The sequence below is a fragment of the Providencia sp. PROV048 genome (genome assembly GCF_033688165.1).
GTDB lineage: Bacteria > Pseudomonadota > Gammaproteobacteria > Enterobacterales > Enterobacteriaceae > Providencia > Providencia hangzhouensis.
On the sequence record NZ_CP096360.1, the window covers coordinates 4,234,123 to 4,246,386 of the forward strand.

At 42.6% G+C, this 12,264-nt stretch carries 12 protein-coding genes; 6 read left to right on the forward strand and 6 right to left on the reverse strand.

Annotated elements, in window-relative coordinates; all coding sequences use genetic code 11:
• Window positions 1-19: 19 nt before the first annotated feature.
• The 4 genes from cysE to M1F26_RS19180 all read right to left on the reverse strand — a co-directional run bounded on the left by cysE (window position 20) and on the right by M1F26_RS19180 (window position 2,936).
• Window positions 20-841 (reverse strand): serine O-acetyltransferase, encoded by an 822-nt coding sequence (cysE, locus tag M1F26_RS19165; protein WP_140172957.1) that lies wholly within the window; start codon window positions 839-841, stop codon window positions 20-22.
• Between the two features lie 23 nt (window positions 842-864).
• Window positions 865-1,893 (reverse strand): NAD(P)H-dependent glycerol-3-phosphate dehydrogenase, encoded by a 1,029-nt coding sequence (gene gpsA, locus M1F26_RS19170; RefSeq protein WP_110592793.1) that lies wholly within the window; start codon window positions 1,891-1,893, stop codon window positions 865-867.
• Window positions 1,893-2,369: a protein-export chaperone SecB gene (gene secB, locus M1F26_RS19175; protein ID WP_004906947.1), complete on the reverse strand. Its 477-nt coding sequence runs from the start codon at window positions 2,367-2,369 to the stop codon at window positions 1,893-1,895. The genes gpsA and secB overlap by 1 nt, the downstream gene beginning before the upstream one ends.
• A 129-nt stretch (window positions 2,370-2,498) precedes the next feature.
• Window positions 2,499-2,936 (reverse strand): rhodanese-like domain-containing protein, encoded by a 438-nt coding sequence (locus tag M1F26_RS19180; protein WP_004265159.1) that lies wholly within the window; start codon window positions 2,934-2,936, stop codon window positions 2,499-2,501.
• Between the two features lie 433 nt (window positions 2,937-3,369).
• Between M1F26_RS19180 and envC the strand changes: the two genes are divergently transcribed.
• Both envC and M1F26_RS19190 read left to right on the forward strand, forming a co-directional pair.
• On the forward strand, window positions 3,370-4,659 hold the full coding sequence (gene envC / locus M1F26_RS19185; RefSeq protein WP_140172956.1) for a murein hydrolase activator EnvC: 1,290 nt from the start codon (window positions 3,370-3,372) through the stop codon (window positions 4,657-4,659).
• A gap of 48 nt (window positions 4,660-4,707) precedes the next feature.
• On the forward strand, window positions 4,708-5,772 hold the full coding sequence (locus M1F26_RS19190) for a divergent polysaccharide deacetylase family protein (RefSeq protein ID WP_140172955.1): 1,065 nt from the start codon (window positions 4,708-4,710) through the stop codon (window positions 5,770-5,772).
• A 63-nt stretch (window positions 5,773-5,835) separates the two neighbouring features.
• On the opposite strand, the gene tdh is transcribed toward M1F26_RS19190, so the two are convergent.
• Both tdh and M1F26_RS19200 read right to left on the reverse strand, forming a co-directional pair.
• Window positions 5,836-6,861 (reverse strand): L-threonine 3-dehydrogenase, encoded by a 1,026-nt coding sequence (tdh, locus tag M1F26_RS19195; protein ID WP_004265155.1) that lies wholly within the window; start codon window positions 6,859-6,861, stop codon window positions 5,836-5,838.
• Window positions 6,862-6,871: 10 nt separating this feature from the next.
• Window positions 6,872-8,068 carry a glycine C-acetyltransferase gene (locus M1F26_RS19200; RefSeq protein WP_140172954.1) on the reverse strand — a complete coding sequence of 399 codons (1,197 nt, stop codon included), beginning with the start codon at window positions 8,066-8,068 and terminating at the stop codon, window positions 6,872-6,874.
• Window positions 8,069-8,297: 229 nt separating this feature from the next.
• On the opposite strand from M1F26_RS19200, the gene rfaD reads away from it, so the two are divergent.
• The 4 genes from rfaD (at window position 8,298) to M1F26_RS19220 (ending at window position 12,223) form a co-directional block, all read left to right on the forward strand.
• Window positions 8,298-9,236 carry an ADP-glyceromanno-heptose 6-epimerase gene (gene rfaD / locus M1F26_RS19205; RefSeq protein ID WP_140172953.1) on the forward strand — a complete coding sequence of 313 codons (939 nt, stop codon included), beginning with the start codon at window positions 8,298-8,300 and terminating at the stop codon, window positions 9,234-9,236.
• A 23-nt stretch (window positions 9,237-9,259) separates the two neighbouring features.
• Window positions 9,260-10,306, forward strand: a complete 1,047-nt coding sequence (gene rfaF, locus M1F26_RS19210; RefSeq protein WP_140172952.1) for an ADP-heptose--LPS heptosyltransferase RfaF — start codon at window positions 9,260-9,262, stop codon at window positions 10,304-10,306.
• Window positions 10,306-11,268, forward strand: coding sequence for a lipopolysaccharide heptosyltransferase RfaC (gene rfaC, locus M1F26_RS19215; protein WP_140172965.1), 963 nt, complete (start codon window positions 10,306-10,308; stop codon window positions 11,266-11,268). The genes rfaF and rfaC overlap by 1 nt, the downstream gene beginning before the upstream one ends.
• A 94-nt stretch (window positions 11,269-11,362) precedes the next feature.
• Complete coding sequence (locus M1F26_RS19220) at window positions 11,363-12,223, forward strand: WlaTC/HtrL family glycosyltransferase (RefSeq protein WP_140172951.1); 861 nt, start codon at window positions 11,363-11,365, stop codon at window positions 12,221-12,223.
• Window positions 12,224-12,264 lie beyond the last annotated feature (41 nt).

Consider the following 12,264-nt stretch of genomic DNA (forward strand, 5'->3'; position numbering starts at 1 on the left):
GAACTAGAACCCTCACAACTCAAATCCCATCCCCATTTTCAAAACCCCAAATACTACCATTAAAGTTTTGATCCATTTCTAAGGACGGTTTATCGCTGGTTGGTTTACCGACAATGCGTGCTGGAACCCCTGCTACCGTGGTGTGTGGTGGAACGGGGTGAAGTACAACAGAACCTGCGCCAATTTTTGCACCGCGGCCAATTTCAATATTGCCTAGAATTTTTGCCCCTGCGCCAATCATCACCCCTTCTCTTACTTTAGGATGGCGGTCGCCACAGGTTTTCCCAGTACCGCCTAGCGTGACGGATTGCAAAATTGAGACATCATTTTCGACAATGGCCGTTTCCCCAATCACAATACCCGTTGCGTGGTCAAGCATAATGCCACAACCAATACGGGCGGCTGGGTGGATATCGACACCAAAAGAGACGGAGATTTGATTTTGCAAATAAACCGCCAGCGCTTGGCGGCCTTCTTTCCACAGCCAATTACCGATACGATAGGCTTGCAAGGCGTGGAAACCTTTCAAATACAATAATGGAGTGGAATATTTATCAACGGCGGGGTCACGTAGGCGAACCGCGGCTAAGTCCATTGCTGCAGAGAAAATCATGCCTTCGTCATTGCGATAAGCTTCCTCAACAATTTCACGCACTTCAAGCGCTGGCATAATCGGCGAGCTCAGTTTATTGGCTAGCATATAGCTGAGCGCACTGCCTAAATTGTCGTGCTTTAACAATGTCGCGTTAAAAAAGCTGGCGAGGAGTGGTTCGCAGTCCGCAAGAGACTTCGCTTCATCTTTAATGAAACCCCAAATTCTATCCAGTTCTTCACGCGACATAATCACTCACCTATCTATTTTTATTAATCATGCAGCTTTGGCATATCTGCAATTTCATCTTTCGTCGCACGCCCTAGTAGTGCTTGCGCCGCCTCTAACACATTTTTATGGCGGTAAAGGATTTGATAAATTTGCTCAGTAATTGGCATTTCAACACCTGCCCGCTCAGCCAGTGCGCGAACTTCCTTGGTATTACGATAGCCTTCAACGACTTGGCCAATCTCTTTTTCTGCATCTTCAACGCTAACGCCATCACCTAGCATCATGCCAAAACGGCGGTTACGGGATTGGTTATCTGTACACGTTAACACAAGGTCACCTAAGCCTGCCATACCCATAAAAGTTGCAGGGTCTGCTCCCAAAGCTGCACCTAAACGGCTCATTTCAGCTAAACCGCGGGTAATCAATGCAGTACGTGCATTCGCACCAAAGCCCATGCCATCAGAAATACCGGCACCAATAGCAATCACGTTTTTTACGGCACCGCCCAGTTGCACCCCAACCATATCCGGGTTCTTATAGACGCGAAAGCTCTTGCCGCAATGGAATAATTTTTGTAAATCATCACCAAATTGGCTATCGCTTGCCGCCACGGAAATTGCCGTTGGTAAACCTGCGGCTAATTCTTTCGCAAATGTCGGGCCAGAAAGTACTGCCAGCGGAATTTCATTGCCTAATACCTCACGTGCCACTTCTTGCAACAAACGGCCAGTATCCCTTTCTAAGCCCTTAGTCGCCCAAATAATACGGGAGTCTGCGCGTAAGTATGGCTGGATTTGTTTTAGTACATCACCAAAAACATGGCTCGGTACTACAATCAAGATATTGGGGCTCGACTCAACGGCGCGTTTTAAGTCCGTTTCGAGAGATAAACTATCAGGAAAAGAAACGCCAGGCAAAAACGCCTGATTGCTGCGATCTTGTTCTAATTGATGAATGTGTTTTGGGTCATGGCCCCATAACACAACCTGATGTGCATTACGTGCAAGCGTAATGGCTAAAGCGGTGCCGTACGAGCCGGCACCGATCACTGTCATTGAAGCAGTATTCATTAAGCGTCCTGTTGAGCTTCTGAGTTCTGCGCTTGTTCACCTTGTTGCTGCTGTAAATAGTTCATGAACAGTGCATCAAAGTTAACTGGCGCTAAGTTCAATTGTGGGAATGTACCACGGCCCACTAAGCTAGTGATCGCTTCACGTGCATATGGGAACAGGATGTTCGGGCAGTATGCACCTAAGCAATGTGCCATTTGAGTACCTTCAATGCCTTCGATAGAGAAAACACCCGCCTGCTGCACTTCACACAAGAAAGCTGTTTCTTCACCTAAAGTTGCCGTAGTAGTGACACGTAAAACAACCTCATAAACACCTTCAGACAGCTGAGTTGAAGAAGTATCTAAATCTAATTTAATTTCTGGCTGCCACTCGTGTTGAAAGATGTGTGGTGCATTAGGTGCTTCAAATGAAACGTCTTTTGCATAAATGCGTTGAATTTGAAAAACCATTTCTGAGTTGTTTTGTTCTGACATAGTTTATGTACCTTTAACTTCCATATGAATTTTCCCTGTCATTCTTTGAGCTACAGGGGTGTTCGCTGCATTGCGCTACCCAAGTCACATACTGCGAATATAACTTGGGAGCAAATACATGCTGGATAACTACTTCTTACCACGAGCTAGCGGAAGGTTTTCACCTGCCCAGCCAGAGATCCCTTCTTTCAGGACAAAGACTTTTTCAAAACCGTGTTGTGCCAGCTGTTCAGCAGGTTTACCTGATTCCATACCACTCGCAGAAACGATAATCACTGGTTTCTGTTTGTGTTTTTCTAATTCACCTAAATTATTCTCTTTAATTTCAGACGGTGTTAAGTTAATAGAATCAATAATGTGCCCTTTACGGAAATCATCGCGAGAACGTAAATCGACAACAACCGCCTCTTCTTTATTAATCAGTGTAATCGCTTGTGAACGAGCAATCACTTTCGTTTTAGAGAAAAGGCCTTTAAAGGTCATAACAACCACAGCAACTAATAGCGCTATCCAAACCAGACTCAATAACATGTTCCGGCTTACAAATTGCATGATTTCTTGGATCATGGGGGGCAATCACTCCCGTTAGTTAAAAACGAATATCAAAGGGTTCTGAGTATACCTTTGTGTTGAGCTAATTACAGCCAATTCCCGCAAACTAGCTTATTTTTTTTGCGCTAAGGCTCGCAAAATTAATCCCGTTCACTGAAAAATCGCTTTTCTGTTTCGAAGCGGTACGCAAATATTTTATCATAAATGTGCGAAACAGGTCTAAATCGTGCTTCAAATAGGCAGTGAATAAGAAAAAAGTATTGAATACTGGCTATACAAAATAAATCAGTGATAATAAAACTGTGTTATTTGACTTAATATAGTTCTGATTCAGGGCAAAAGTCCGAATTTATAAATGTTTTCAATACTATTTGTTAGACAGTGCTGGAAACCATCACTTGCAGATGAAATAATCAGTTATTGTATTTAATTGAGGTGATTTATCACGATGGCCAATACACATCATCGAATGAAAATTTCATTTATTCGTCAGGCTATTAGCGCTCTCTTTGGGTTAGGGTTGCTTGCGCTCGCCCCAACACAAACTGTGTTTGCCAACCAGATCACTGAAAATAAAGGGCAATTACATGATTTACTCAAAAGTATTGCTGAAAAAGAAAAAAGCGTAAAAGAACAACAAGCCAAGCGCTCAGCACTGCTTGAACAACTTAAACAACAAGAGCAAAGTATTTCTGCGGCCGGTCGTAGCCTGCATGAGACTCAAAACCAGCTAAAACAATTAGATAAAGAAATTGTTTCCTTAAATAGCAATATCAAGCAACTACAAACCAAAAAACAACAACAAGAAAAATTATTAGCTGACCAACTAGACGCTGCCTTTCGGTTAGGTAAACACCAAGGGTTAACCCTAATGTTCAAAGGTGAAGAAGGCCAGCGAGAAGAACGTATTTTGGCCTATTACAGCTATTTAAATCAGGCGCGTGAAAAAAACATTGCCGCTCTAGAGGAAACTACTCAAGAGCTGCAAGAACAAAAACAACTCGAACAAAAAAAACAAGCCGAACAAAAAACAACACTGGCTCGCCAACAACAAGAAAAGCGTAAGTTGGATAACGCACGCGCTTCACGGCAAAAAACCTTGAATGCCCTTGAAAGTACATTAAAAGAAGACCAAAAAAATCTTGCTGTTCTAAAACAAAACGAAGCAAGATTACGCGACAAAATTGCTCGCGCCGAACGTGAAGCCAAGGCCAGAGCAGAGCGAGAGGCCAAAGAAGCAGCACGTATTCGCGTGCAAGTCGCTGAAAAAGAACGTCAAGCCAAACAGAAAGGCTCAACCTATAAACCGTCAGAGAGCGAACGTTCACTGATGTCTCGTACTGGTGGTTTAGGGCGCCCTGCAGGGCAAGCTATCTGGCCTGTTCGTGGTTCATTACTCCATAACTATGGTGATACCATTTCCAGTGAGTTACGTTGGAAAGGCATGGTTATCGCCGCTAATGAAGGAACGCAAGTCAAAGCCATCTCCGATGGGCGCGTGTTACTGGCTGACTGGTTACAAGGCTATGGGCTCGTTGTCGTCGTTGAACACGGTAAAGGGGATATGAGCCTGTATGGTTATAACCAAAGTGCCTTAGTGAATGTTGGCCAAGAGGTTAGAGCGGGCCAACCTATCGCCTTAGTGGGTAGCAGTGGCGGCCAAGAACGTCCGGCCCTCTATTTTGAAATTCGTAGACAAGGTAAAACCGTAAACCCACGTCCATGGTTAGGCCGATAAATATAGTTAGGGCGATAAATTTTAAATTCAATTAATTAGGATAACGTTATGCTGAAGCACTTACCCATTCGACCACTCATTGTTTTGTCATTATTAATGATGTGTCTACCGGTGAGTGCGGCAAAATTGGCGATTGTGATTGATGATTTTGGTTATCGCGTTAAAGAAGACAACCAAATTCTAGCGTTATCCCCTGCGGTAACTATTGCAATTTTACCGAGCTCTCCCCATGGCCGTGAAGTCGCAGAAAAAGCCCATCAGCAAGGGCGCGATATTCTCATCCATATGCCAATGAAACCATTGAGCAAACAACCGCTAGAGAAAGACACATTAGCTCCATCAATGAGTGCAGAGGAAATTGACCTTATTATTAAAAATGCGATAACCCGAGTTCCTTATGCAAAAGGCATGAATAACCATATGGGGAGCGAGATGACATCAAGCTTACCCGGTATGCAGAACGTGATGCGCAGCCTGTCAAAGTCAAACTTGTTTTTCCTCGATAGCGTAACCATTGGGAATACCCAAGTAGGTAATGCCGCCAAAGAATACGGCGTTCCCACGTTACGTCGCCATATTTTTATTGATAACCACCAATCGGAAGAAGAAACCCGCACTCAGTTGAATAAAGCCGTTGCTTACGCGCGTAAACACGGCAGTGCGGTTGCCATTGGTCATCCACACCCCTCTACCGTTCGAGCCTTGCAAAAATACCTTGCCCAACTTCCTGCTGATGTTGAATTAGTTGCCGTTAGTGCTCTGCTGAGCCCTCAATCTTCAACTAAACAACCAACATCATTAAGAATGCTATCTGAAGAAGCGAAAAAGACACCGACACAACCTCAAACTAAGCAAGCAGTACAAGATGAAATAAAAACACCACTAACCAAAGATGCTACTGTTGTGCAACCCGAAGCGGCTAGCCAACCAGAAAATGTGATTATTCCGCAAGAACTCGGTATATGTGAGTTTACATTACCACCTTCTAAGCCACAGGGGATTGATTTTATTATGTTTGTGGTTGAGAGTATTTATAACGATAAGGCTTTACAACCTTTGTTGGTACAGGGCGATAGAGCCCAAAAGCGCCCGCTTTTCAAGCAACAGCAGTAGATCATTTTCGGTTCCCCCTCTTGGTTCAAAAAAGCCAAAAAGGGGAATGGATATGATAAAAATTTAATCCCAGTTTAAAATCACTTTACCAGATTGGCCTGAACGCATGATATCAAAGCCTTTTTGGAACTCATCAATCGAGAATTGATGGGTAATTATCGGTGATAAATCCAAACCAGATTGAATGAGTGTCGCCATTTTATACCATGTTTCAAACATCTCACGGCCGTAAATTCCCTTAATAAACAGTCCTTTGAATATTACTTGGCTCCAATCTGTTGCCATCGAAGCAGGGGGAATCCCTAATAGTGCAATTCTGCCACCGTGGTTCATGGTGTCTAACATGGTCTGAAAAGCTGCTGGTGAACCAGAAACTTCCAGTGCAACATCAAAACCTTCTTTCATCCCCAACTCATTCATCACGTCTTTTAAATTTTCACGACTGACGTTCACTGCACGGGAAACACCCATTTTTTTCGCCAATTCAAGTCGATAGTCATTCACATCCGTGATAACAACATGGCGGGCCCCCACATGTCGGCACACTGCAGCCGCCATGATACCTATAGGGCCAGCACCTGAAACCAGCACATCTTCCCCCACTAAATCAAAGGAAAGAGCCGTATGAACTGCGTTGCCAAATGGGTCAAAAATAGCCGCTATTTCATCAGGGATATTATCGGGAATTTTAAAAGCATTAAATGCAGGGATCACCAGATATTCAGCAAAACACCCTTCTCGGTTAACCCCCACCCCAATCGTATTGCGGCAAAGATGAGTACGGCCACCACGGCAGTTTCGACAGTGGCCGCAAGTAATATGCCCTTCCCCTGACACTCGGTCACCAATTTTAAAACCTTTGACTTCCTGCCCAATCGCAACAATTTCCCCTATATATTCATGACCGACAACCATTGGGACAGGAATGGTTTTCTGAGACCATTCATCCCAGTTATAGATATGTACATCCGTACCGCAAATCGCAGTTTTACGAATTTTGATCATCACATCATTGTGCCCGAGTTCCGGTTTCGGAACATCTGTCATCCATATACCTGGTTCAGCTTTCAGTTTGGACAGTGCTTTCATAAAAGACCTTTTATTTGATTATTTTTAGTTTTCTACCAATGCGGGTGAATGCTTCAACAGCGTGTAAAATATCCTCCTCACTATGTGCTGCAGACATCTGAGTACGAATACGTGCCTGGCCTTGTGGTACAACAGGGTAGAAAAAGCCCGTGACATAAATACCTTCATCGAGTAGCTCTTTCGCAAAAATTTGGGCGAGTTTGGCATCACCTAACATAACAGGGATGATGGCGTGGTCAGCACCAGCGAGGGTAAAACCCGCTGTGGTCATTTTTTCTCTAAATAACACGGCATTACGCCATAATTTTTCACGTAATGAATGTCCTTCTTTCATCATATCAATCACTTTGATTGATGCGGCAACAATCGCAGGGGCGAGAGAATTCGAAAACAAATAAGGACGAGAACGCTGACGCAGCCATTCAACTACCTCTTTTTTCGCTGCCGTATAACCACCAGATGCGCCGCCAAGGGCTTTACCTAATGTCCCCGTGATAATATCGATACGCCCCATCACATCGCAGTACTCATGGCTACCACGACCATTTTCCCCAACAAAACCAACAGCATGTGAGTCATCCACCATCACCAACGCTTGGTATTCATCCGCAAGGTCACAAATGGATTTTAAATCAGCGATAACGCCATCCATTGAGAACACGCCATCTGTCGCGATTAAAATATGACGAGCCCCTGCTGTTTTGGCTTCCTCTAAACGTGCTTTTAATTCCACCATATTGTTATTGCTGTAGCGGTAGCGTTTTGCCTTGCTTAACCTAACCCCATCAATAATGGATGCATGATTTAATGCATCTGAAATAATGGCATCTTCCGCGCCTAACAAGGTTTCAAACAGCCCACCATTTGCATCAAAACAGGATGAATAGAGAATGGCATCTTCCATGCCCAGAAAATCCGCCAGTTTGCGCTCTAAAATTTTGTGGTTATCTTGCGTTCCACAAATAAAGCGTACCGATGCCATACCAAAACCATGGCTATCCATTCCTTGTTTAGCAGCTTCGATGAGTGCAGGATGGTTAGCAAGACCAAGGTAATTATTTGCACAGAAGTTAATAACCCGCTGGCCACCTACAATTTCAATGTCAGCATCTTGTGAAGTCGTAATAATGCGTTCATTTTTAAATAACCCATCGGCTTCAATTTGTAGCAATTGTTCTTGAATCTGCTGATAAAATCTTTCTGGCATGATTTATTCCTGTATAGAGACTATTAATAGAGTTTAATAATAGTCTCTATGTGTGGCGATATTCACAGCATAAATAAGTCAAGTTTGTAGCCAAGATCACGATATTTACCTTGTTCTCATTTAAGTGTCAGCTCAATTCTCTTCTATCAATGCTACCGTCTGCGCCAAGAGATGTTATTATAGTCACCAATTACGATTCTATTTTCTTAACCCATTTGAGGTATACCCAATGATCATAGTCACTGGTGGAGCTGGTTTTATTGGCAGCAATATTATTAAAGCCCTAAACGCAATCGGCCGTACAGATATCTTAGTCGTTGATAATCTGAAAGACGGCACTAAATTCGCTAACCTTGTTGACCTTGATATTGCGGATTATGCAGATAAAGAAGATTTTATTGGCAGCATCATTGCGGGTGATGATTTCGGTGATGTCGATGCGGTATTCCATGAAGGCGCTTGCTCGTCAACCACGGAGTGGGATGGCAAATATATGATGGACAATAACTATCAGTATTCGAAAGAGCTACTACACTATTGTTTAGATCGCGAAATCCCATTCTTGTATGCTTCTTCCGCTGCAACCTATGGTGGCCGTAGCGATAACTTTATTGAAGAGCGTCAATTTGAAAAACCATTAAATGTCTATGGCTATTCAAAATTCCAATTTGACCAATATGTGCGTGAAATCCTGCCAGAAGCTAACTCACAAGTCTGTGGTTTCCGCTATTTCAACGTCTATGGGCCAAATGAAGACCATAAAGGCAGCATGGCAAGCGTTGCTTATCATTTAAATAAACAAATTAATGAAGGGCAAAACCCAAAACTGTTCGAAGGTAGCGATACTTTCCGTCGTGACTTTATTTATGTAGGTGATGTGGCTGCGGTCAATTTATGGTTCTGGGAAAATAATGTTTCCGGTATTTTTAACTGTGGTACAGGACGTGCGGAATCTTTCCAAGCTGTTGCTGATGCTGTTACTGAATTCCACAAAGATAAAAATGTGGCCATCGAATACATTGAATTCCCTGAAAAATTAAAAGGTCGCTACCAAAGCTTCACACAAGCTGACCTCACTAAGCTACGTGCCGCCGGCTATACTGCCCCCTTTAAAACGGTTGCAGAAGGTGTCACCGAATATATGCATTTGCTCAATAAAGACGCGTAACGCTTATTTCTGAAAAATCATTTATGAAAATATTGGTGATCGGCCCTTCATGGGTAGGGGATATGATGATGTCACAAAGCCTTTATCGCACGATCAAGGCTTTACATCCCCATGCACAGATTGACGTGATGGCGCCACAATGGTGCCGTCCTTTACTCGCCAAAATGCCTGAAGTTAGCGAAGCCATTCCTATGCCTCTCGGGCATGGCGCACTGGAAATTGGTGAACGTCGTCGATTAGGCCAAAGTTTGCAGGCGAATGGCTATGACCAAGCGATTGTGTTACCCAATTCCTTAAAGTCTGCACTTGTGCCTTTTTTCGCTAAAATCCCCAAAAGAACGGGATGGCGTGGTGAAATGCGCTATGGCCTACTCAATGACATTCGCCCACTCAATAAAGATGCTTTTCCTTTGATGGTGCAACGCTATGTTGCCCTTGCTTATGATAAGCAAGCTATTCAATCAGCTTCCGATATTCCGACCCCCATTTTACCGCCTAAACTAGTTACGGTGCCGCAAGAAGTCACTGAAACCCTGCAAACCTTTGGGGTTGATGGTTCTCGCCCTATTATTGGTTTTTGCCCAGGGGCAGAGTTCGGCCCCGCCAAGCGCTGGCCTCACTACCACTACGCTTCTCTTGCTCAAACACTGATTAGCCAAAAAGGCTATCAGGTGCTACTATTTGGTTCGCAAAAAGACCATGAAGCCGGTGAAGCTATTCGTTTAGAGCTGACCGATGATGCTAAATTGCATTGCCACAATTTTTCAGGGAAAACATCGTTAGAACAAGCCGTTAATCTAATCGATGCCTGCCATGCCGTTGTCAGTAATGATTCGGGTTTGATGCATGTCGCAGCAGCACTCGGTAAACCGCTTGTCGCTTTATATGGCCCAAGTAGCCCTGATTTCACCCCGCCATTATCAGATAAAGCAGAAGTGATCCGCTTAATTACCGGATATCACAAAGTGCGTAAAGGGGATGGTGAAAGTGGTTATCACCAAAGTTTGATTGATATCCAACCCCAATTAGTTATCGATGCATTAGCTCGGTTAAATATAGGTATTGAATGATGAGAGTATTATTAGTCAAAACATCTTCAATGGGGGATGTTTTACACTCATTACCTGCACTGACCGATGCACAACAAGCTATACCCGATATTCAATTCGATTGGGTCGTTGAGGAAGGCTTCGCGCAAATCCCAACATGGCACAGTGCCGTTAACCAAGTGATCCCTGTGGCCATTCGCCGCTGGCGAAAAAATTGGTTTTCTGCCCCGATCAGAGCCGAACGTGCAGAGTTTCGCAAGAAATTACAAGCAACACATTATGACGCGATTATTGATGCGCAAGGGTTATTAAAGAGCGCTTTTCTTGTCACCCGCTTAGCTCATGGCGATAAACATGGTTATGATCGCCATAGTATTCGCGAGCCATTAGCCAGCTTCTTTTATGACCATTGTTATGCTGTCAGTAAGCAACAACATGCCGTTGAACGTATTCGCCAGTTATTTGCCAAAAGCCTTGGTTATACCTGCCCAACGCAGCAAGGGGATTATGCGATTGCTCAACACTTTTTGCAGTCACAAGAAGAGCCTCAAAGCCCTTATGTCATTTTTCTGCATTCAACCACCCGTGATGATAAACACTGGCCTGAAGAAAATTGGCGAGAGCTCATTGGACTGATGGCTGAAAGTGGCATCAAAATCAAACTACCGTGGGGAGCACCTCATGAGCAGCAACGTGCAGAACGATTAGCAAAAGGCTTTGACTTTGTTAAGGTCTTACCTAAACTTACCTTAGCGGAAGTCGCACAACAAATTGCTAATGCTAAAGCCGTCGTTTCTGTCGATACTGGACTTAGCCATTTAACCGCGGCACTTGATAAACCTAATTTTACCCTGTTTGGCCCCACTGACCCCGGCTTGATTGGGGGATATGGGCAAGGGCAGCATACGATTAAATCTCCGAGTAACCATATCGAGGATATAAGTGCTACATACACTTATGAACAGTTGAAACATTTTCTATAGAAAGGTATCTTAGCTACTCAAACTTTTTAATCTTTTACCACATCATTTACGTAGGCAACATTTTTCGTCTACCCAATACCAGACATTAATTATAATGAATAATTCAATTACAATCATAACGGCATTTTTTGACATCGGTAGAGGAAATTGGAATAGAAAAAATGGTCGCCCAAATTCACTAGAATGTACAAATGAAACTTACTTTAAATATTTTAATAGGTTAGCAAAACTTGATAACGATATGATTATCTTTACAACTTCAGATTTACAAGAAGAAATTCTCTCCATGAGAAAAGGTAAAGTAACTCATATAATCACAATTAATCTTGATAAAAAATTTAAGTTTATTCTAAAAAAAATTGCACAAATTCAAAATAGCGATGAATTTAAAAAACTAATTAAGCCTAAATTACTACGTGCACCTGAATACTGGTCGCCACAGTATGTTTTGATTAATAACCTAAAACCTTTTTTTGTCAAAAAAGCGATTGATCTAGACCTTGTTGATAGTGAATTCGCGGCATGGGTAGACTTTGGATATATACGAAACAATGGAAGTATTTATGGTATAACTGAGTGGCATCATTCTTTTAATCCTAATAAGATCCATTTGTTTTCTATACAAAATACACTAGCTCTAACAGATAAAAATGCAATATTAGAAACTATTCTAAATAATAATCCACATATAATTGGTGGTGTATTAGTGGCCAGTAAAGAAAAATGGCCAGAGTTTTATAAAACTGTATTTGAAACTCAAAAAGAATTTTTATCTTCAGGCATTGTTGATGATGACCAAGGTATATTCTTAACCTGCGCTAGTAAATACCCAGACATTTTCCAATTAAATTACTTAGGGTATATGAAATGGCGTGATGTATTTAGATTATTCAACCATGGTTCAAAATACAACCGTTTTATACGTTTGGCTATATCGTTAAAATTAATTCGGTAAATATGTCTAATATGTAAGAATAGGCCTTTAAAAAGGCTCTA

Bases quoted from the DNA above. Each gene is read 5' to 3' on its own strand.
- cysE (WP_140172957.1), bottom strand. From the start codon at position 841: ATGTCGCGTGAAGAACTGGATAGAATTTGGGGTTTCATTAAAGATGAA.
- gpsA (WP_110592793.1), bottom strand. From the start codon at position 1,893: ATGAATACTGCTTCAATGACAGTGATCGGTGCCGGCTCGTACGGCACC.
- secB (WP_004906947.1), bottom strand. From the start codon at position 2,369: ATGTCAGAACAAAACAACTCAGAAATGGTTTTTCAAATTCAACGCATT.
- M1F26_RS19180 (WP_004265159.1), bottom strand. From the start codon at position 2,936: ATGATCCAAGAAATCATGCAATTTGTAAGCCGGAACATGTTATTGAGT.
- envC (WP_140172956.1), top strand. From the start codon at position 3,370: ATGGCCAATACACATCATCGAATGAAAATTTCATTTATTCGTCAGGCT.
- M1F26_RS19190 (WP_140172955.1), top strand. From the start codon at position 4,708: ATGCTGAAGCACTTACCCATTCGACCACTCATTGTTTTGTCATTATTA.
- tdh (WP_004265155.1), bottom strand. From the start codon at position 6,861: ATGAAAGCACTGTCCAAACTGAAAGCTGAACCAGGTATATGGATGACA.
- M1F26_RS19200 (WP_140172954.1), bottom strand. From the start codon at position 8,068: ATGCCAGAAAGATTTTATCAGCAGATTCAAGAACAATTGCTACAAATT.
- rfaD (WP_140172953.1), top strand. From the start codon at position 8,298: ATGATCATAGTCACTGGTGGAGCTGGTTTTATTGGCAGCAATATTATT.
- rfaF (WP_140172952.1), top strand. From the start codon at position 9,260: ATGAAAATATTGGTGATCGGCCCTTCATGGGTAGGGGATATGATGATG.
- rfaC (WP_140172965.1), top strand. From the start codon at position 10,306: ATGAGAGTATTATTAGTCAAAACATCTTCAATGGGGGATGTTTTACAC.
- M1F26_RS19220 (WP_140172951.1), top strand. From the start codon at position 11,363: ATGAATAATTCAATTACAATCATAACGGCATTTTTTGACATCGGTAGA.